This window comes from Sorangium sp. So ce834, assembly GCF_051521425.1.
Taxonomy (GTDB): domain Bacteria; phylum Myxococcota_A; class Polyangia; order Polyangiales; family Polyangiaceae; genus Sorangium; species Sorangium cellulosum_D.
In genome coordinates, this window is record NZ_CP150351.1 from 9,792,280 (window position 1) to 9,812,753 (window position 20,474).

Consider the following 20,474-nt stretch of genomic DNA (forward strand, 5'->3'; position numbering starts at 1 on the left):
CCTTGCGTGGCGTGGTGCAGCAGCGCAGTGCTTGCGCAGACAGTGCCTTGACGCCGGGGCGGGCGCGGTGCTTTCAAGGCGAGCGCCGCGCGCCTCGCGCGGCGCGTGACGCCAGCGGGGAGCCCGAGACATGCCGCGCTACGAGAACTCCGACGTGTCCTTCGACGTGCCGCGCGACTGGGAAGACCGCTCGGTGGTCGCCTTCGCGGCTCCGCCCGAGCCGGGCCAGACCGCGGCCGCCAGCGTGGTGATGACGCGCGACGCGCTCGCGGCAGGCGAGGATTTCCGCAGATATGGCGACCGGCAGCTCCTGGAGCTGGCCAAGCGGCTCGAAGGGTTCCAGCTGCTGGCGCGGCACGAGCGCGCGATCGGCGACCGGCCAGGGCTGGAGCTTCGTTTCGCGTGGCGTGGTCAGAGCGGGCCGCTCGAGCAGCGGCTCGTGTTGGTGCCAGGCCGCCGGCCGACAGTGCTGAGCTTCACCGCGACGATCCCGAAAGACGAGGCCGCCCGGCTCGACCCAGTGTTCGATCGCATCTTCGCGAGCGTGAGGATCGCGGGCTCGCCCGACGGCTGACATCTCGCCTCCCCCGCCTCCCCCGTCGAGGTCTCCTCCGGAAGCTGCTACGATAGAGGCCCTTGCTTGGCTGGGCGCCGGCCAGCTCACGGCCTTCCGCCCTGGATCTCCTCCAGCAAGGCGACCCGGCCGAGCGCGAGCGCCTTCAGGGCAACCCGGCTGCTCTCGGCGTGGTCCTGCCTGAGGTGCGCCTCCGCGATGAGGCGCACGCGCAGCCTGGGCAGCATCGGCAGCCACGGCGAGAGGCGCTTCGGCAGGTACACCGGCAGCGCGTCCTGTTCGCCCGCCCCGAGCAGCGCGCGGATCCAGATGTCGCCCAGCACGGCGCGGGTCTGATACCGCCGCTGCTCGAGCAGGAGCCGCTCCACCTGGGCCTCGAGGCGCGCCGAGGCCGGCGAACGGCCCGGCGGAAGAAGTCGCTCCCTGATCTGCTGCGTCAGGGTGGCGGCGGCGCCGGTCGCCCCCTCGGGGTACGGCAACCTCAGGAGCTCGCTGGCCAGGTCCACCGCCTCCTTGAGGCTCTTGTCCGCGCCCGCGAGCGGGGCGACCACGGCGAGGGTCCCCTTGAGCGCCTCGATCTCGTCGAAGAGGAATCGCAGCTCGCCCTCCACAAGCACAAGCGGCGGGGTGAAGAGGCCTTTTTCGCTGATGGACGCGAGGATGGTCTGCTGCACACCGCTCGGTTCGATCCGTGGGCCGCTGGTGAGCAGGCCGGAGACGTGGTGGTGATCTTTGGGGGAACCCGCATCGCCGGGCGGCAGGTCATGGCGCGGATCGAGCGCCTCGAAGTCGAGATCGAGGATCACGTTGCTCCACGAGGCGCGGATGCGCGGGAGCGCCTTCGGTTCGAACCAGAGGAGCTCGACAAGCTCGGCAGGATGTGCGGGCGAGGACGCCCGCGTCGGGGACGGCGATCGCGGCCGGGGCACGGCGAGCTCGGTGCCGAGAGACAGGCCCGGTGTCGCATCGCGGTCCGTGCGCTCGGCCGGCCCGGCGAGCTGCCCGACGGTCAGCGCCGGCATCGTGACGCGCTTGGCCCACGGGCTCGCGTCCGCGGCCGGAACGATGGCGTCGCGCGTCGTTGAGGGCGGCAGCGACGAAGGCAGCGGTTCGGTCAAGCAGACCGATGCGGCCGCCGTCGAGGGCGCGAGCGGCAGAGGCAGCGGCGCCATGACTGAGATCGGTGCCGCCGAGAGGCCAGAGGCGACAGGCCAACGGAACGGCGGCGCTGGCGTCGAGCGGCTCGCGCGCGGAGCGCTGTCCGGCCCGTGCTCCGCTGCCGCCCACGGCAGCACCGGGGCCTGGGAGAGTAGCTCGGAGCTCACCGACTCGATCTCCTCCGTCTGCGCGACCTGTGCGACTGGAGGAGAAGAGCCGCGATCACCGGAACCGGGGGGCATGGCCGCTCGATCTAGCAGGAAGATCGCCTTGCAGACGACGGTGTCGAGTGCCGGCAGAGGGAGGGGCAAGCGCTGTGGCACCCGGCAGTGGGTGCGCCAGGCCGTGTTGGCATCTTGCTGAGCAGAGACGGCCCCGACAGGATCCACTTGACGCGCAGGGTCATCAAGGGGCATGGCGCGGCACGCTGGCCCGGCGGGTGATGTGCTGACCTGGACGGGCCTCGTGCGCTGCAAGCACGTGGGGAATTGGGGATGGATCGCCGTGACGATCGGCTCGGCGAGAGCGGCCGCTGCCACAAGTACCGCCTGGTGAAGCTCATCGCCGAGGGCGGGATGGGGCGCGTCTACGAGGCCGTGGACGAGTACCTCGACCGGACCGTTGCGCTCAAGGTCGTCCGACCCGAGCGGATGAGCGATGCCGACTTCCTGCGTGGGCACCGCAAGGAGGCGCGCGTGCTCGCTGACCTCAACCACCCGAACATCGTCCGCCTCTACGACGCGGGGGTTACCACCGACGGCGTCATGTACATCGCGATGGAGCACGTCGACGGCGTCTCGCTGCGCCAGATGCTCCACGCGATGCGCCGCTTCGACACGCGCGTCGCGCTCTCGATTGCGATCCAGGTGGTGGACGCGATCCGGGTGGCGCACGAGGGGGGCATCGTGCACCGCGACCTCAAGCCGGAGAACGTGCTCGTCATGCAGAGCGGCCTGGTCAAGGTCGTCGACTTCGGCCTCGCGCGGCGCGTCGGGGGGCTCGCGTCGAGCGACGTGTTCTCGGACCTCGGGACGGTGCACTACATGGCGCCCGAGCAGGCGCTCCGGCGGCCCGTCGGGCGGCCCGCAGACATCTACGCCGCGGGGCTCATCCTGTACGAGATGCTCGCCGGCAAGCATGCGTTCGCCGAGAGGACGGGCGAGCTGCCGCCGCGGCAAGAGGTCTGGGCAAACCACGTGCACGCCGTGCCGGCGCCGCTCGCCGACGCGATCCCGGAGGGCGCCCCGAGGAGCCTGAGCGATTTCGTGGCGCGCATGCTCGCGAAATCCCCGGACGAGCGGCCCAGCGCGGACGAGGCGTTCGACGCGCTCACACGGGAGTTCGACGGCTGCTCCGCGCAGCCATCGCAGGCCGAGGGCCACGTCGCGCTCGATCCGAAGGTGCGCGCCTCGATCCCGTCGCTGCGCCTGATCCCGGCGGCGGAGGCCGTCCACCTCGCGACGGCGCCGCTCGACGCGGGTTACCGGCCGCCCGGGGCGGTGCTCCCGTTCTTGCCGCCGGACGTACCCTCCGCGGAGCGCCCCGGGCGTGGAGGGCTCGCGGCGGGCACGGGCGCCGCTGCGACCGGAGCGGCGCCAGATGCAGCAGCGGCGCGGGGCCCGCGCTGGCTGACGACCGAGCGGATGCCGTCCGCGCCGCCGACACCGCCGACGGCGCCAAGCGAGCGGCCCGGTACCTGGTCCGCGGCGCCGCTCGTGGCGGGGCCGGCACCGGTGACCGCACCGCTGCCTCCGGAGAGGAGGGCTGCGGCGCCCAGCGAGGTGGCAACTACCGCCTCGACGGGCACGAGCGAGGCGGCGCCGAGCGAGGCCGTGAGCAGGGCGTCGAAGGCCGCTGCGCCGGCGATCGAGGTGACGCCGGCCGCGCTGCCTGCGCGACTCGCGCGCGAGACGGCGCAGGAAGCCGAATGCTCGCCGCTGGAGATGCGCGGCCCAGGCGATGCGCCGAGCCCGACGGCGGCCGAGATGCGGCGCAAGCGTCGCATCGGTCTTGTGATGGGTGCGAGCATGCTGTCCTGCGCGCTCGCCGCCATGTGGATCATCCCTCGACGGACGCCAGCGGTCGAAGCGCCGCGCGGCGATGCCCTGCTCGTCCCGTCGGCCACAGCCGTGCTCTCCCCGTCGACCACATCGGCCACAGAGGATGCTCCGCTGTTGCCGCTGGGCTCGCCTGCGCGGGCCGGCGTGCCGTCGCCAATCGGCGCTCCTCCGCCGGTCGACGAGGTGCTCGTCCCCGCGCCGCCACCGGCGGCGGCGGCGCCGGAGCCCGCCGTGCTGCGGCCGGCGGCGCTCGACGCAGCGCCTCGCCCCAGCGCGCGCTCGCCGGCCGCCCCGCCGCCGGCTGCACCGGCGCTGCTGCGCGGCCCTGGGCCGGCTGCGGCGCCGGCCTCCACGACACATGCGGGGATGGCGCCGCGCAGCGCCGCCTCGAACGCGAGGCCGACAAAGACGCCGGGCGCAGTGAAGGTGCCGCAGCCGAGCGATGCGTGGGCGGAAGAAGAGGAGAAGCTCATGAAGGAGAAGCCGTATTTCAAGCCGGCGCCCCGCACCCCGCGCCCTGCGCCGACAGCGCCGCGCCGTGCGTCGACGCCGCAGCGCCCGTTCTAGAGAAGGTCCGACCGGAATGAGCGACGAGGATCTGAAGAAGTACCTGCCGACCGAAGAGACGTTCCGCCGCGTTGCGGATCGGGCCGCCTCGGACGAGAACATGCGGCGGGCGCTTTCGCGCGTGAATGCGGCGCCGAACGCTGCGGATCGGCTCGGTCCCGCCGCGCGCGCGGCGCTCACGCGCCGCGAGGCAGGCCCGGAAATGCGCCGGAAGGCGCCCAGTCGGCCCAGTCGATGGCGGCTCCTCGGGTGGATCGCCGGCGCCGCCGTCGCGGTGAGCGCGCCCGCGCTGCTCATCTACTGGCTGTTCGTGCCGCGCGACGCGCCGTCCGGCGCCGTCGGGGCCAGCGCCACGTCGACGCCGGGGGCGCCGCTCCTGCCGTCGAGCGCGCCGGCATCCGCTGCGCCGCTTCTACCGCCGAGCGCGCCGGCATCCGCTGCGCCGCTTCTAACGTCGAGCGCGTCGGCGCCGTCTCCCATGGCAGGAGCTTCCGGCGCGCCAGCCGAGAGCAGCGCCGCGACGCGCGCGACCGCGGCGCCGGCGCTGTCTGCGCTGCCGTCCGCTGCGCCCTCGCCGAGCGGCGGCGCTACGCCAGCGGCCGCGCGCCGCACGCCGGCGCGTGGTGCGAACGCCGTTGCGGCACCCGGCGATCCAGGGCAGAGGATGCCGCCGCCACAGACGACCGCGGCAGCGCCAGCGACATCGATGCCGGGGCCCTTCGCGGGACCGCCGAGGTACTGAACGATGCTTCGAAAGACCATCGCACCGATCGCGATCGCAAGCGCGCTCGCCACGGCTGCGCCGGCGATCGCGCTGGCGGCGCCGGGAGGCGCGCAGGACGAGGCGATGACCGAGAAGGTGCGCGAGCTGCACAAGGAGGGGAACGCGCACTACGCGCGCGGCGACTACGAGCGGGCGCGCGTGGCGTACCTCGCGGCGTGGGCGCTGCAGAAGCGCCTGCAGATCGCGGGCAACCTCGCCGAGGCCGAGATGAAGCTCGGGCGCTTCCGCGAAGCGGCCAAGCACCTCGCCTACTACCTGCGCGAGGCGCCGAAGGAGCAACCGCCGCCGCCGCCGGCCGAGATGAAGGCGGCCGAGGCGCTGTACGCGGCGGCGCGCGCGCAGGTGGGCGAGCTATCGATCGCGACCCTGGAGAACGGCGCCGAGATCCTGGTCGATGGCGAGGTGGTGGGGGTCGCGCCGCTGCCGGCTCCGGTGTTCGTGGAGCCCGGGATGCACACGGTGTCGGCGCGGCGAGGCAACCGGTTCGGGGCGCGCCAGGTGCGCGTTGACAAGGGCGGCGCGGCGGCGGTCGAGGTGGAGCTCGCGGACGGGAACCTGGGCGCGTCGATGACGCCACCGCGCGCGGAGCCACAGGACAGCGCAGCGCCGGAGCCGCCGGCGAGCGCGGCGCCAGAGCGGCCGGCGGGCGGTGCGCGGCTGCCGGTGGTGCCGATGGTGATCGGCGGAGCGCTCGGGGTGGTGGGCCTCGGCGTGGGCGTGGGGTTCACGCTCGCGGCGAACGCGAAGGGAACGGAGATCGACGGGCCGCTGCGCGTTGGAGACGGCAACCGGTCGGCTTGTTACCAGAGCCGGAGCGCGGCGTGCGCGAGGCTTGGCGACGCGGTGGACGAGCTGGATGCGTTCACGAGCGCGGCGGTGGTCGGGTACGTGGTGGGGGGCGCGGCGATCGCTGCGACCGCGGGGTACGTGCTGTGGTCGAGGTCCGCGGGAGACAGCCAGGGCAAGGCGCAGGTGACGGCGGCGCCGTGGTTTGCGCCCGGAGGCGGAGGGGTCGGCGTGGCGGGGCGCTTCTGACATGTCGGAACGGCGGCAGGGTGAAGCGTTGGAGGCGGTGAGAAAGCCGATGCGAGGCAGGCCGAGGGCAAGGGGCTGGCAGGTCGCGGTGGCGAGCGCGGCGCTCGGGATGGCGGTGGTAGGGAGCAGCCTGGCGGGGGGATGCAGCTCGCCGTGCGAGCGGTCGCAGACCTGTCCGCCGGAGGCGTCGGGTGCGACCGAGGGCGGCGGCATGCCGTCGAGGTGCGTGCCGAGCGAGAGCGGAGCGCCGGTCGACGATGCGTGCGGCGTGTTCGTGGCGGCGGCCGGCGACGACGGCGCGGAGGGGACGAAGGCGGCGCCGCTCAGGACACTGGGGGCGGCGATCGCTCGGGCACGAGAGAACGGGACGGGACGGGTGTATGCGTGCGCCGAGACGTTCGAGGTCGAGGCGGCGGTGGAGATGCCGGCGGGGGTGACGCTCTACGGCGGGCTCGACTGCGCGGGCGGCTGGGCCTACGCGGGAGCGAGCGGAGGAGGGAGCGACAGCGCGAGGACGACGCTGACGGCGATCGAGGGCGTGATCCCGCTGGTGATGCGCGGCGGCGAGGGTGTGGCGCGGATCGAGGATGCGGCGATCGTCGCGCGGAGCATCGACGCGAGCGATCCGGAGAAGCGCGGGCTGTCGTCGATCGCCGCCGTGGCGGAGGGGGTGGCGGTGGAGCTGGTGCGCTGCGCGCTGGAGGCAGGCGACGCGGCGCCAGGGGAAGACGGCGCGGCGCACGCGGAGCCGGCGCAGCGAGGGGGCGACGGGCGCGCGGGGAACGCGGCGTGCTCGGCCGAGATCGTCGTGCCGGCGAATGCTCCGGTGAATGCGTGCGGAGCGCCGGATGATCCGAGCGACGATTCGTTCGGCGGTAGCGGGGGCGTGGGATTCCAGAGCAGCGGCGGAGCAGGAAGCCCTGGTAGTCCGGGCAGCGCGATGAACGGAGGCGCCGGCGAGGTCGCCGCGGCATGCATGCCTGGCACCGCGGGTGATAACGGCATCGACGGCGCGCCCGGCGCCGGCGCGCGTGGCGCTGGTGAGATCGCAGCAGGCGGCTACACGGGTGTCGCGGGCAGCGACGGCGCGCCCGGGACGACCGCGCAGGGCGGCGGCGGTGGTGGCGGCGCCAAGGGCGGCATCGCCACGGGCCAGTGCATGGCCGGCGCGGCAGGCGGAGCCAGCGGTGGATCCGGCGGTGCGGGCGGCTGCGGCGGCGCGGGCGGAAGGGGCGGCGGCGCGGGCGGGTCGAGCATCGCGCTGGTGAGCCTCGATGCGACGCTCCTGTTCCAGGACGTGACGATCGCCACGGGAAGCGGCGGAGACGGCGGCGCTGGCGGTCCTGGTCAGGACGGCGGCGCGGCAGGCGCGGGTGGTCCTGGTGGCGGCGTGCCGGAGGACGCCGCGGGGCTACGGCCAGGCTGCGCCGGAGGCCCGGGCGGCACCGGCGGGCGTGGCGGCACCGGAGGCGGCGGGCTGGGCGGGCACGCGCTCGGCATCGCGCACGTGGGCGCGGCGCCGTCGACAGACGGCGTAACGTTCGCGGTGGGCAAGGCCGGCGCGGGCGGTGTCGGCGCGGACGCGGAGCACAGCGGCGCGCCGGGGGTCAAGGCCGACGCCATGGCGTTCGAGCGGGGCGAGAAACGCTGAGCGCGCGCGGCCGAAGGCTGAGCGGAGCTGACGGCGAGGCTCGCGATGACGGCGCTCGAAGCGGCTCGGCTCGGCGATTCGATCGCACATAGCAGCGCGTGGTCAGGTCTGTTGACCGGCGCCGTAGCAGGCGTGGCGCTGGCTGCGACGGTCGTGGCCGTCGTCGGCACCGGCGGCGTGGCCGCGGTGTTCATCGGGGCGGGCATTGCGGCGGCGGGCGCGGGCGGTGGGCTCGCGGGCGCGTACATCGGCGAGCTCATTCCTGGCGACGTCAAGGGGACGGTGGCCACGGGCTCGCCCGATACGTTCTTCGGCAGTGAGCGCCGCAGCGCTGTGCGAGCCGGGCTCGACATCGTCACGTGCGCCGACCACGGCGTGGTGCGCGTCGCGCAGGGCAGCGCGACGACGTTCGTCAACGGCAAGCCGCTGGCGCGCAGCACCGAGAAGATCGAGTGCGGCGCGATCCTGCGCGAGGGGATCGCGACGGTGATCATCGGCGGCGACACGGCCCTGGCGCCGGGCATGGCGGTGGCGGACGAAGTGCCGCCGTGGGTGAAGACAACGCTCACCGTCGTGATGTGGGGTGGCGCGATCGTCGCCACCGGTGGCGCCGCCGCCGCGGTCGGCTTGGGCGCTGCGCTCGCAGGGTTCGGCGGCTCGGTTGCAGGCGGCGCGGGGCTCGGCTGGGCCGGTGGTGAGGTCGGCCGGCACTACGGCGGCGAGCTCGGCGCGCGCATCGGCGAGGTGATCGGCGGGACCATCGGGAGCGTCGCCGGCGGCATGATCGGCGGCCTGCTAGGCTCGCGCCTGAGCCAACAGCCAGCGCCGCCTCGGCGTGGCTATCCGGGGCCGTCGGAGAGGAGCGATGCGGCGATGGACAGGGTGTTCAGCGCCATGGAGCAGGCGGGCGTAGGCAAGCGCAAGGCAGTTGGCGTAGTGGTGGATCGAGACGGCAACGTGACTGTGGCTGTATCGGGAACGGAAGCCCAGACACAGAAAATCTACTCCCGAATTAGGCCCAATCTGCCGCCCGATTATCAGTATGCAGGCCCTGCCGACGTGCCCCTCCAGCCTGCCAGGTACCCTGACGGACGGTGGTTCCCTGGCGGGGCTGAGTGCGCCGAGCCAAAGCTGAGTCCGGCATTACAGCGAAATCCCGAAGGGATGACCGTGCGGTGGTGGGGCGATCCTGCCAATAACCGATACCCGGTAGAGCCTGGTAGCCTCGACATGAACCCATGCTACAGCTGTGCGCACAACGAAGACCTCATCGTGAATGGGCCAGCACCCTCCCCTCCGCCACCCGAAGGAATCATGCCGCCGCTCGTCCTCTCAGATCTGCAGGACAACCAAGCGGAACAGTAAGCAGTGAGCTCACCCGGAGATTGGCATCTTGGACAAATTGGTCACCTACGCGAGCACCTTCGATCCCACATTCCCATCGCGCATTCGCGGCGCCGGAACGGAAGAAATCGAGCGTCTCCAGGATCTAGCCGGGCACGTGTTACCTCAGGACTACAAGGAGTACCTCTCGCTCATGGGCCACGGCGATGGCGGTGCACTCAGCAGCACGGAGATATGCACCGACATTGCTGAGGTCATCGCTTTCTACGAGGAGAACGTTGCCACAGGCGAAGATGAAGTCCCTAGCGATTGTGTTGTGATTGGCGTGGGCGGCGTTGCCGTGCAGCAGCTGTACCTCGAACACGAGGCCCAGGGGCACGTTTTTGACGGCGCAGACGGAGAGAAGCTTCGCCTTTGGTCCGAATCATTTGAGAAGCTGCTCCATCAGCAAATATATATGCAATATCGCCCCAACCAGCTTGCCCACTCTGCGTTCTACGCCACCTCGGATCGCGCACCTGTGTTCAACTCGGCGCGTGCGGCAGCGATTCGACTCGGATTCGCACCGGAATGGTTCTCCGACAAGATTACGTTTTGCGGGGAGAGGTCTGGTACCGTTCTCGTGCTGAATCAGCTGGAAGGCCAGGGCTTATGGGTTCGTATCGCGGCCGAACGCGTCGAAGCCCTGCCTACGATCGCCCAGAGCATCGCTGAAGCATCGGGTGTTGTACTCCAGAGAAGCGCGTAACGTCGGGCTTCGACGTCCAGCGCCAGTCACGAGCACAACGCCATCGCCGTGTTCCGCTCACCGCAAATTCAGATCACTACAATGCATCGCCTGATGCGCGCTGCTCCTATTCAGGGAAGCGAAGTGTCTCGACGGCCATACCGTCTGCTCCCGACGTCGTACTGCCGTCATGGTTCCAGCTGATGCCGCCCTTGCCCGGCAGTCCGATCTCGAAGGTGACCCCCTCCAGCGTGAGCTGGTCCTCGTCGAGGTAGGCGATGCCGATCGAGTCGCCGCCGCGCCCCGGGCCACCGAACCCCCCCTCGCCGCCGAAGCCGCCCTCACCCCCGCCACACGACCAGGTGCCGTCCCCGACGGCGCCCCCTGGCGCTCCTCGACCGCCTGGTCCACCTCGCTCAGGCGGGCCCCCGTCGCCACCCGGTCCCCCGTCGCGCGCTGTGATCACGCTGTCGCGCACGGTGAGCTTCGCGTGGAGCGCGATGATCCCGATGCTCGGGTGCCCGTTCGCGCCCCCTCGGCCGCCTCGTCCGCCGCAGCCGCCGGCGCCTCCGGAGCCGCCGCCGGCGCCGCCCTTCGAGGCCACGCCGCACACGGCGAGCCCGCCGCGACGGCCGCCGCCTCCGCCGCCACCTTGACCGGGCATGCCCCTGCCGCCCTCGCCTGCCGTGTCTCCCTCCCACCCCGTCTCGCTGATGCGCCCGATGCCCTCGCCGCCCGCCCCCACCGTGCCCAGGGCGCCAGAGCTCCCGGGAGACCCGCTGTGGCAACCGACGTTTTCCCGGTCTGCATGACCGCCACGCCCTGAGTTCGTGGGGTTCGGCGTCGGGACCGGGGCGCCGGTGTCGCCATCCTCGGCGGCGTCGGGCAGCCCATCCCCGCCCTTGCCGCCGGTGCTTGGAGCGCCGCCGTCGCAGGGGTTCACCACCGCCGCACCCCCGGCGACGTTGGCGGCGGAGCACGCGTCCCCGCCGTACAGCCCGTCGGGACCGGTCGCAGCTCGGTTCGGCCAGGGCCACTCCTCGCCATCAGGGCCACTCGGTCCGTAGTCGGCGAGAATCTCGCTCCGGATGATCTCTACCGCCGTGCTCGACTCGATGAGCATCGAGATCGGCCCATTCCCGTCCAGGAACATGTCGGCGATCGTCGATACGCCGTCCGCGGCCCCCGTATCGCTCGGGCGCGCCGGCTCGACGAACACCAGCGGACCGGCGTAGTGCGTGCTTGCGCTGTCCAGCGTGGATACCTTCCTGATGTCATCGCGGCCCCAGTGCCGACAGTTGAAGCCTCCCAGGAGATCGACGCCGGAAGGCAACCGCACGTTTTCGCTAAAATTACCGTTACAGAGGAACACGCGCCCTCGTCGGGTGCGCGCCAAGTCGATGGCGTGCTGAACGGTAAACACGGGATTCGCCTTCGTTCCGGGGTTCATGTCGTCGCCGCCCCCGTAGAACCCGGCGACGAACACGCCGCAACCGTCGTCGAGAATGTCGGAGGCGATATGCTCCAGGCAGACCGCTTCCGGCGGCTCATCGCCCTGGCACGAGGCGCCATCGCAGGGCGGTCCGCCAGCATCGCCTGGACCGGGGGCAGTCCCGCAGCCGATCGCCCACGGCGACAACATGAGGGAGAGGGCTGCAGCGATCGTCTTTCTCATGGGCGTCTCCTGTCGTGGGTCGCCGGAACAGGGCGGTTCATTGCGGCGGTTCCGGGGCGGGGGCATCGAATCGATACCAAAAATCGGCACGTCCTGAAGCTCCCTGGCCCCTGCCGTCCCCCGAGGCTGCGTTGCCTGCGAGCCCACCCTCGCCGCCGCTGCCGTGGGTAACGATCGCATCCAGGGCAAGGGTCACGGTGGCGGCTACCGACGCAATCCCGAGCGAGTGGCCACCGAGGCCGCCACCGGCATCGCCGCCACGGCCGCCTTCGCCACCGTATCCACCGCCGCACGCGTCCCACATCTCGGTTCCACCCAAGCCCTTGCCGAACAACCCGCCATGTTCCCCGGCGCCGCCCAGTTGGCCCGTTCCGCCGACGCCACCGCGGCCCCCATCGCCCGCGACGACCTCGCTGTCCTCGACGGTCAGGACGCTCCCCTGCAGGGCAACGATCCCGATGCTCCCGCCGCCGTAGCCGCCGCCCTTGCCTCCCAGGCCACCGCAGCCGCCGCCGCCTCCGGAGCCGCCGGCCGCGCCGCCCTGCGGTTGACCTGCGCGACAAGCCACCATGGGACCGCGCGATTTGCTGCCGCCGCCGCCGCCCCCGCCCTGGCCGATGCCACCCTTCTTTCCGTTATCGCCCCGAACGCCGATCCAGCCGTCGACATCGAGGTACCCCACGCCAGCCGCGCCGGCAGCACGACCGCCGTCGTCGCCCTTTGCTCCGTCTTCACCCGGCTTGCATCTCTCACTCGCCGCGCCGGCCCCTCCAAGGCCTTTGCCTTCCGGATTCTCCGCGGGCGCTGGCTGTCCTGCAGTGCCATCGCCGCCCACGTCCATCCTGCCATCACCCCCATATCCGCCCGTCGACTCGGTGCCATCGCCACAAACGGTGACGGCCGGTGAAGCCCCCATCACGACATCCGCCGTGCAGGCGTCCGCGCCGTCGTTGCCCAGAGCGCCGTCCTGCGCGCGGTCCGCGGGCGCGTCTTCTCCCGCTTCCCCGTCCTTGCCGTTGGCAGCGTGGACCTCGCTCGATCGCACGATGGCCCTGGCACCGGAGCTCAAGATCACCGCGATCGACGACTTCCCATCCCTCGCGGCGGCATGGGCCGCCACGACACGCACGCCGAAGATCATGGACGTGGCGTCCTCCTCTGCCGCGAGGACGCGCAGCGGGATTCCTGCCGGCGGCGCGATGGTGGTCAACTCATCGGGCCCTGCAAACGACCCGCCATACGACCAATCGCCGCCGTCGCAAAGACGGGCGCCCCAGAGGTCGACGCCCGCGGGCAACGTGATCGCCTCCTCGAACGCCCCGCCGCAAGCGTACACGCGCCGGGTCGGCGCCTCGCCGTTGCCTCGCCCGCTCGCGGCGAGCCTGACGGCGTGTTGCAAGGTCTTGACCGGCGCGCCCTTCGTGCCGGGGTTGTTGTCTTTGCCCTGCTCACTGACGAACACCCCGCACTGGTCGAGCGCCGGCGCGCTCTGGGGCTGCCCCTCGCACGGTCCGGGCGGCGGTTCCGGATCGGGGGCGCATGCATACACCTCCCAGCAAACATCGGCGTACGTGCACGCCGCCAGTGTGCTGGCGCTCCACGCGCAGAGCGCGAGAGCCAAGACCGACGTCCTCGCGTTTCGGCCCTCCTGCGAATGCGTCTCTGCGGCTCCCGGTGCCGTCACCACAGCCCCTCGATCCTCACGCCGCCCCCTTGCCCTGTCGCCACGGGCGAGACGTGGATCCGTTCCCGAGCCGGCGTGCGTCCCAGGAAGGAGAAATCCGTGAAGAAGGACGCGGCGGTTGCCGCCCCGATAACGCCCCCCATGATGACCAGGGCCGTGCCTGCGACTCCGGACAGATTGCGCTCGTCCCGCAGCCGGAGCAGCTCAGCACACGCCGAGCGTTGCGGCGCCTGCCAGCACATGGACGAGTTCGTCCTCGGATCGCTGTTGAGCCCGTCACGCCGCTCGCTCAGATCGCCGTCAAGCCTGCTGGCCCGGATCATGAGGAGGCTGCCCACCGACACGGTAGCCGTCGTGACGGCGATCCCCGCGATACGCAGCGCCCCCGGCCACGAAGCCCACGGGCTGGGGGCCTGCGTCGGAACAGCCAGCGTAGAGCTCAGCGCCTTGGGGGCCTCCTTCGGTGCTGCCGCAGCCACCTCCTTGGTACTGCTACCTGAGGAGCGCGGCAGCTGCATCAGCATCTCGTGCTCCTTTCCCGGCATGGCTGTGAACACCTGGAGAGAGTCCTCGCGTCCCGGCGCGCGGGCCCGCACCATGTGTTGCCCGGACTCGAAGAACAGCTTGTGGGTCCGCGCGGTCCTGCCTACGGGCTTGCCATCGACGAGCACCTCGGCGTCCGGCGGCTCGACCGCGAGCAGCAGCGTCGCAACGTGCGTCGTTGCCTTCCGCAGTCCTTCCTCGAAACGCAGTTGGAGGGCCACAGGAAGCGCCTCGCGCTCCTCAAGGCTCCAGGCCAGGCGCTCGGCTGCCTCGCGGTACTTGCGCAACACAAGCGCGCAGAGCCCGAGCTCCCCGGTGATCTCCGCACGCTCTCGCTCTGTGGTCGACGCTGGCTCTGCTGCTTCCAAGGCTGCCCTGTAGGCATCATATGCCTCGGTCCACCTTCCCGCTGCACGAGCCCTTTGCCCAGAGCGTACAAGGTCTTTCACTGTCGAACCGTCGCTCCGTCGCGGCGTCCCAGCGATGCTCTGAGCGCTGGCCGGGCTCACAAGGCCGGTGGCAGCGCCCAGCATCAAACAGATCGACAGTGAATGTGGAGCGCACCGCATACGGGCGACGGTACTGACGCCAGCCTCGCGGCGTCAACCCTCAGGGATTTCCGTCAAATGCCCCATGGACGAGAAAGAACAGAGCAATCCCGGAACGCGCTGGTTCGTTTCACCACGACGGAACTGGAGGAGGGGCGCACAACTCTACCACAATGACACACATTGTCCGACCAAAGTTGGCCGTCCGTTCATTTTCCTGAACCCTTCAGGGCGGCTCAGGTGTGCTACCCGCCGTGGCCAAGCGCGCGCTCACGTCCGTCGGCTTCGACCTCTTCCGACGCCTGGCGATCCGTCGCGGTGTCCCGGAGCGAGACGCAGAGGACGTCGCTCAGGAGGCGCTGCTGCGCGGCTTGGAAGCGGCTCAGCGGATCGAGCCGGGCGGGGACTCGGCGCCGTACCGCGTCACGATTGCCCTCAACCAGGCGCGCAACCATGTGCGCGACGCGGGCCGCCGCGGCGAGGTTCTGACGTCCTTCGACGAGCGCGAGCTCAGAGGGGAGGATCCCACGCCGGAAGACCTGCTCCGCCTGCGGCAGCGGGCAGAGCTCATGCGGCGCCTGATCACTCAGGTTGACCCCAAGTACCAGGACATCCTCATCAGACACGAGCTGGAGGAGACGCCGCTGGTCGAGATCGCGGCCCAGCTCGGGCTCAGCGTCCAGACGGTGAAGACCCAGCACCGGCGCGCGCGCGAGGAGCTGGACGCGCAGAAGCGACGGTGGGATGCGCAGCAGCATTCCCACGGCTGGGACGACGACGCCTGCGTGGTGGCACCGCTCGCCTTCGGGTTTCGCGATCGCGCGTCGTGGGTGGCCCCCCTGCGCCATCTGGGGCTGAGACTCCTCATCCAGGGTGGGTTCGTCGTTCTGGCGGGCGCTCTCGTCTCCGGCGTGGCGCCTGTGTCTGGCCTGGCACCGTGGCTGCGACGGACGGCGGTCAACGCGCCTGAGGCCGCGCCCGCCGCAGAGGACGCTACGGCGTCCACCGTACCAGTCCGCGCCGCCATCGCCGCGCACGCGGTCTCGTGGTCGGCGAGAGTCGGCAACGCGGGCGCTGGAGTCGCAGTGAATAGCACGCCCGCTTCCCCGGTGATGGCAGTTCGTCATGCCGCGTTGCGGGGGAGCGCCGTGCGCTCCCCCGTCAGCGAGCGGGAGAGGAGCCTGGTCAACCAGGCCCGGAGGGCGATCGAGGCCCATACCGCCCTCGGTTACCTCGAGGCGCGCCGGCTGCTCGAGGCCCACGCGCGGGAATTTCCGCGCGGGCCGTTCGCTGCGGAGCGCGAAGCGCTACTCAGGCAGATTCGCTGAATCGTCGGCTGTTCACTGACGGTTAACAGGCGGTAGCTCCGATGCTGTCGTCGACAGCAGAAGGCCGAGATCCGTCTCGCGTCGGGCAAGAAGGCGCACGTCCAGGAGGAGGAACACGTGGAGGAAGTGCTGGGTGCGATGTGGCTCATCTCGCCGATCGTTCTCGCGATGATGGCCTGTGTTGCGATCGGGTTCGCGGTGACCGCGCGCGAAGCGCTCGGCCGCGAGCGCGGGCTCCGTGAGGCACGCGAGCAGGCGCACGAGGACGAGGAGCTGGCCCTCATCGAAGCGAAGGAGAAGGCAGGGCGGGAGCTGGAGCATCACCGGCGCCTGCTCGACTGCCATGTGGACGCCCTGATCGCGGCGATGACAGAAGTTCGCGCGCGCCCAGTCCCATGGCCAGGCAGAGTTCTCGAATCGTTCTGCGCGACGATACCCTCGTGGCAGCACAAGCTGGCCGAGAGCACCGGGCTACAACGACGGGAACTCGAGCGGCTGCTGAACAGCGACCACCCGATGACGCCCGGCCTCGCGCGGCAGCTGGAGGTCTTCACAGGCACGCCTGCGCGGTACTGGGAACGTCTGTGGCGTCTGCACGATGACTACCGGGCGGACGCGGAGGATACGGTGATGATCCCGCTCGGTGAGCCGATCACCAGGCGCGAGAGCTCGGCGCGCGCGGCGGCGTCCTCAACGTCAAGCCCGACGTCGACGAGTCCGACCGCGATTCCTCCTCGCGCGACTGATGTTCCCCCGCCCGTGCTGCCTTGTCCTGATCTGGCTGCCAAGAGCCCACGGGTCCAGCTCCCGCCGCCTCCTCAGCCGCGGCTTCGGTCGCCGCTCCCCGTTCGTACAATGTCGGGCGCTGAGTTTGCGTGTCGCGCGGCCGAACTGACGAGCTTTCCGGTACAGCACGACGAGGCTGGATCTAGCCCTGCGCGAGGAGCCGATTGGGAGGACATCGAGCGCTCTGCGTTGAACACGACGCTGCCAGGCGTAGGCAGCCATGAACATGCATAGCGCGAGTCTCGCTCGGGGCACCTGAACTCGGCGCCGCTATCAAGCCGGCCCTGGGTGGAGCGCCTCGCGACTAGGGGCCAGCGGCGAGATCCGGAGGCGACGGTCCGAATTTGGATCGAACCCACACGGAACGACCGCACGCCGGCCGCCGGCGCGCCCTCTGACGACACGGAGCTACGGTAATCCATCTGCTCACGCGACCCAAGGATCAGAAAGAGCGATGCCATGATCGCCGGATACGGCTCGGCAACACTGTTGCTCGCGTTCACGGCGGTGATTCTGGCGATTTCCCGAATGTCCACGTCCGGCGATCCAGCTATGCTGCCCGCTCAGCTCGACGCGCTCCGGAGCACGGCGGGCGAGCGGGGACTCGCCGTCGTGGCGGCGTGGATCGCAGGCATGGGCGTGCCACGGAACGACCAAGCCGACGTTATGCAGCGCGCGCTGGAGACGGCGACCGCTGCCTGGCCCCGATTCGATCCTGACTTCAACCGACCAGGACAAGAAAGCAGCGCAGCAGCATCAGAGAGGCGCCGGAAGCTCTTCTCCCGCTGGCTATACCGCATTGTCGCGCGCAGCGTGTCTAGGTACTTTAGACAGCACTTCCGGTCTGTCGAGATCCTGATGGACGAGCCGCTCGATCTTGAGACGCCTGACCCTCGGCGGAACGCCGAGGCGGAGCTGATCGCGGAGCAGAGCTGGCTCCGTCTACTGGAGACGCTCCTTCGCGCCGACCCCGAAGCGGCGGGGATCCTGGTGGCCCGGGACTTGGACGAAAGACCCATGAGAGAGATTGCAGAGTCGATGGGAATCCCGCTGTCGACGGCTTACAAGATGCGTGATCGCGCTCGTGCTGCGCTCCGCGCGGAGCTCGAGCGCCTTGAGGAGCTCGATCGCACGCTAGACGACGAGGAGAAGCGGAGATGAGCGATCTTTCGTGGATCGATCGGGCGGACCAGCAGGTGGCGGAGTATCGGCGGGCGCCCCCCGCGGCCGCCGCGGAGCTTGACGCCGCCGCGATGGCGCTCGCGGCCGTGGCAAGGTGCTCCGTGGCGAGCTCCCGCCGCCGAGGATGGGAGCGGCGCCAGGGCGGCACCGAGGCGGGCGGTAGCGACGCGAAGCCGCCGATGACGGGCGCGAGCTGGTGACGGCCATCCTCGGCGCCGTAGCGGGGCGGTGGCGGGAGCTAGAGCAGCGCCTGGGCGGCGCCGAGGCGGGCGTGGGCGGCGCGTGTGGCGGCGAGCTGGCCGGCCGCGAGGAGCCCGCGGAGTTCCTCGGAGAGGCCGCCGCGTCGGCCGCCGTTTTGGCAGCAGGGCCGCCGAAACGGCTGCAGAGGCGTCCTGGTGCCGACCGGACCGCGCCCCGAACGCGTCATGTGCCTCAGAGGCTCGCGCTGGTAGATGCGTGGCCGGCCCGAGAGGGTCCTCGGCGACCGGCCACGGGGCCGGCGACAGCGTCGCCGGCGCCCTCGCCTTCTTCCTCGCCCGGGGCCCTCCGATCGAGGAAACGTGCCGGGTCCCGGACCGCACAGCGCCGTGGTGCTGCCGGGAAGCGATCTGCTCGAGGAGCGGACCGACGCGTCGCGCCATGACGCCGGCGGGCTCGGCAAATCCGTGCAGGTCGCCCGCCGTGTGAGCCTGCGGCCTCCTCCACTCCGCCGGGTCCGAGCGGGAGTGCCGTTCGCGGGTTGCATGTCGAAGCAGCGCGGAGGATTCCTGTTGCAGCGGAGCACAGGGTGGGCAGAGCATCACCGCCGGAGGCGAGCGCGGCGGGGAGCCCGGCGGGCATCTTGAGCATCGACGTCGGGCGGGTTGCGCCTCTAATCTTCGCGAGGGGAACAGCCATGGACGACCAGCGGCACGACGACGGACGGAACGACACGAGCACCGAGAAGCTCCCGGGCGGTGGGGATGGGCCGCCCGCACGACCACGGCCGCGCGGCGTCTCCGTCTTGTTCTTTCATCGCGGCGGTATCGAAGCGATGCGGCTCGACCCTGGCCAGCCGGGAATGGTCGTCGGCCGGCGCGCGCCCGCGGATCTGTGCATCCCCGATCCCGTCATTTCTCAGCCGCATGCACGGTTCACGTTCTTCGACGGCTACGTCCTCGTCGAGGACCTCGACTCCACCAACGGCACCTGGGTGAACCGCGAACGGATTGACGGGCCTGCCATGCTCACGCCGGGCGGCGAGGCCATGCTGGGAAACGTTAGCGCTCACGTCGTCGCTCTCGGTCCCGTCGCAACGCCGGTTCTGCTGGGCGAGGCGGCCTTCCATCGAGAACTGGAGGCGGAGCTCGCTCGTGCGCAGTGCCTGAACCGAAATTTCGCAATCCTCGCAGTCCGCCCCAGCGAAGCGGAGATAGCACGCGCCAGATCCGGGTCGTGGGCCATGCAGCTCTCGGCGAGTCTGCGAGCTGTCGATCGCGTGCATCTGTGCAGGCCGGATACGGCGCTAATCCTGCTACCCGAGGCGAGCGCGGAGGACGCCGCTCGGGTGGCGAACGCGGTCGCCTATGGCGCCGGCGGCCAAGGCGGAGTTCGCCGCGTCGGTTTAGCCGTGTACAAGAAAACCGGAAGCTCGGCACAGAAGCTCGTCGACCGAGCGCGCGAGGCGGCGGGCCGCGCGACCCTGGAGCATGCCGTCGTTGATGCGTCGACCGGCCGAAGGTCGGAGGGGGACGTCGACCTCTTCGACGCCCCGATCATCGGCGCCTCTCAGCGAGAGCTGTTCAGTAAGGCTCAGCGCGTGGCCTCGGCGCGCGTTCCCGTACATATCAAGGGCGAGACCGGTGTGGGCAAAGAGGTGCTCGCGCGCTTTCTCCATGAGCGCGGTCCGCGCGCAGGCAAGCCCTTCATCGCAGTAAACTGCGGCGCTATCCCTAGCAACATCGTCGAGAGGGAGCTCTTCGGTCACGAGAAGGGGGCCTTTACCGGTGCCGATCAGCCAAAGCCGGGTTATTTCGAGGCAGCTCACGAAGGGACCTTGTTCCTCGACGAGGTCGGCGAGCTAGACCCGGAAGTGCAGAAGACGCTGCTACGGACGCTCGAAACGCGCAGCATCTGCCGGGTCGGCGCGACTCAAGAGACGAAAATCGACGTGCGGGTCATCTCGGCCACGCACCGCGACCTTGAGGCGATGGTCGAGGGCGGCCAGTTTCGCAGGGATCTATACTTTCGGCTGAACACGATCGAGCTGGAGATGCGTCCTCTGCGCGAGCGCTCTGATGAGATCGAGGCGTTTGTGGAGCGCTTCCTGAGACGCGCGAACCATGAGAACGGCCGCAGCGTGCGTGGCATCGCCCCGGAGGCGATGGCGCTGCTCCGTGCGTACAGCTGGCCGGGGAACGTACGCGATCTCCGCAACGCCATCGATCACGCCGTTGTGTTGGCCGAGGGAGATCAAATCCAACTGGAGGATCTGCCGCCGAGTCTGCTCGCGAAGGCCCTACCGGCGGGAGCCGAAGGTGCCCCTCTGGCAGTTCCGCCGCCGGATCTCGCCGAGAAACAAGCGACCGGCCGCAAGCTCCGATCAGAGCGGGATCGCACGGAAGCACAGCTCATCAAGGCTGCGCTCCAAGAGACCGGGGGAAATGTGACGAAAGCGGCGGAGCAACTCGGAATCCCGCGCGGTACGCTGAGGCATAAGATCAAGGTTTTCGGCATCAAGCTCCCGACGCGATAGACCATGGTTGGCGACCAGGTGGCGGGTGGCGAACCTTGGCCCGCCGGTGGCGAACCTTGGCCCGCCGGTGGCGAACCTTGGCCAGCGAGCCGCG

Annotated in this window: 16 protein-coding genes; 11 read left to right on the top strand and 5 right to left on the bottom strand. The window is 70.7% G+C overall.

The window, feature by feature from the left end:
- The first annotated feature begins 130 nt into the window (after positions 1-130).
- A complete protein-coding gene (locus WMF20_RS35960; RefSeq protein ID WP_437606312.1) occupies positions 131-574 on the top strand; it encodes a DcrB-related protein in 444 nt (147 codons plus the stop codon).
- A gap of 86 nt (positions 575-660) precedes the next feature.
- Here the strand turns inward: WMF20_RS35960 and WMF20_RS35965 are convergent, their stop codons facing one another.
- Positions 661-1,746, bottom strand: a complete 1,086-nt coding sequence (locus tag WMF20_RS35965) for a hypothetical protein (RefSeq protein ID WP_437606313.1) — start codon at positions 1,744-1,746, stop codon at positions 661-663.
- A gap of 480 nt (positions 1,747-2,226) precedes the next feature.
- Between WMF20_RS35965 and WMF20_RS35970 the strand changes: the two genes are divergently transcribed.
- A complete protein-coding gene (locus tag WMF20_RS35970; protein WP_437606314.1) occupies positions 2,227-4,359 on the top strand; it encodes a protein kinase domain-containing protein in 2,133 nt (710 codons plus the stop codon).
- 297 nt (positions 4,360-4,656) lie between these two features.
- On the opposite strand, the gene WMF20_RS35975 is transcribed toward WMF20_RS35970, so the two are convergent.
- Positions 4,657-5,121: a hypothetical protein gene (locus WMF20_RS35975; protein WP_129578521.1), complete on the bottom strand. Its 465-nt coding sequence runs from the start codon at positions 5,119-5,121 to the stop codon at positions 4,657-4,659.
- Here WMF20_RS35975 and WMF20_RS35980 point away from each other — a divergent pair.
- From WMF20_RS35980 to WMF20_RS35995, 4 genes are read left to right on the top strand one after another with little or no spacing between them, the layout of a single operon-like run.
- The gene (locus WMF20_RS35980) at positions 5,105-6,178 is read left to right on the top strand and encodes a hypothetical protein (RefSeq protein ID WP_437606315.1); all 1,074 of its coding nucleotides are present in this window, start codon (positions 5,105-5,107) and stop codon (positions 6,176-6,178) included. The two genes, WMF20_RS35975 and WMF20_RS35980, sit on opposite strands and share 17 nt — an antisense overlap.
- Before the next feature lie 49 nt (positions 6,179-6,227).
- Positions 6,228-7,829 (top strand): PGRS family protein, encoded by a 1,602-nt coding sequence (locus WMF20_RS35985; RefSeq protein WP_437606316.1) that lies wholly within the window; start codon positions 6,228-6,230, stop codon positions 7,827-7,829.
- Positions 7,830-7,874: 45 nt separating this feature from the next.
- Positions 7,875-9,194 carry a PAAR domain-containing protein gene (locus WMF20_RS35990; RefSeq protein ID WP_437606318.1) on the top strand — a complete coding sequence of 440 codons (1,320 nt, stop codon included), beginning with the start codon at positions 7,875-7,877 and terminating at the stop codon, positions 9,192-9,194.
- A gap of 28 nt (positions 9,195-9,222) precedes the next feature.
- Positions 9,223-9,921, top strand: a complete 699-nt coding sequence (locus WMF20_RS35995; protein WP_437606319.1) for an SMI1/KNR4 family protein — start codon at positions 9,223-9,225, stop codon at positions 9,919-9,921.
- A gap of 106 nt (positions 9,922-10,027) precedes the next feature.
- Here the strand turns inward: WMF20_RS35995 and WMF20_RS36000 are convergent, their stop codons facing one another.
- The 3 genes from WMF20_RS36000 to WMF20_RS36010 all read right to left on the bottom strand — a co-directional run bounded on the left by WMF20_RS36000 (position 10,028) and on the right by WMF20_RS36010 (position 14,170).
- Positions 10,028-11,575 carry a hypothetical protein gene (locus tag WMF20_RS36000; RefSeq protein WP_437606320.1) on the bottom strand — a complete coding sequence of 516 codons (1,548 nt, stop codon included), beginning with the start codon at positions 11,573-11,575 and terminating at the stop codon, positions 10,028-10,030.
- A 37-nt stretch (positions 11,576-11,612) separates the two neighbouring features.
- Positions 11,613-13,037: a hypothetical protein gene (locus WMF20_RS36005; RefSeq protein ID WP_437606321.1), complete on the bottom strand. Its 1,425-nt coding sequence runs from the start codon at positions 13,035-13,037 to the stop codon at positions 11,613-11,615.
- 218 nt (positions 13,038-13,255) lie between these two features.
- Positions 13,256-14,170, bottom strand: coding sequence for a hypothetical protein (locus WMF20_RS36010; RefSeq protein WP_437606322.1), 915 nt, complete (start codon positions 14,168-14,170; stop codon positions 13,256-13,258).
- Positions 14,171-14,604: 434 nt separating this feature from the next.
- Here WMF20_RS36010 and WMF20_RS36015 point away from each other — a divergent pair, with 434 nt between their 5' ends.
- From WMF20_RS36015 to WMF20_RS36035, 5 genes are all read left to right on the top strand, one after another.
- The gene (locus WMF20_RS36015; protein ID WP_437606323.1) at positions 14,605-15,678 is read left to right on the top strand and encodes an RNA polymerase sigma factor; all 1,074 of its coding nucleotides are present in this window, start codon (positions 14,605-14,607) and stop codon (positions 15,676-15,678) included.
- A 117-nt stretch (positions 15,679-15,795) separates the two neighbouring features.
- Positions 15,796-16,698, top strand: a complete 903-nt coding sequence (locus WMF20_RS36020; protein WP_437606324.1) for a helix-turn-helix transcriptional regulator — start codon at positions 15,796-15,798, stop codon at positions 16,696-16,698.
- 225 nt (positions 16,699-16,923) lie between these two features.
- Positions 16,924-17,625, top strand: coding sequence for a sigma-70 family RNA polymerase sigma factor (locus tag WMF20_RS36025; protein ID WP_437606325.1), 702 nt, complete (start codon positions 16,924-16,926; stop codon positions 17,623-17,625).
- Positions 17,622-17,846 (top strand): hypothetical protein, encoded by a 225-nt coding sequence (locus tag WMF20_RS36030; RefSeq protein WP_129578529.1) that lies wholly within the window; start codon positions 17,622-17,624, stop codon positions 17,844-17,846. Before WMF20_RS36025 ends, WMF20_RS36030 begins: the two co-directional genes overlap by 4 nt.
- Positions 17,847-18,541: 695 nt before the next feature.
- A complete protein-coding gene (locus WMF20_RS36035) occupies positions 18,542-20,380 on the top strand; it encodes a sigma 54-interacting transcriptional regulator (RefSeq protein WP_437606326.1) in 1,839 nt (612 codons plus the stop codon).
- The last annotated feature ends 94 nt before the right edge of the window (positions 20,381-20,474 follow it).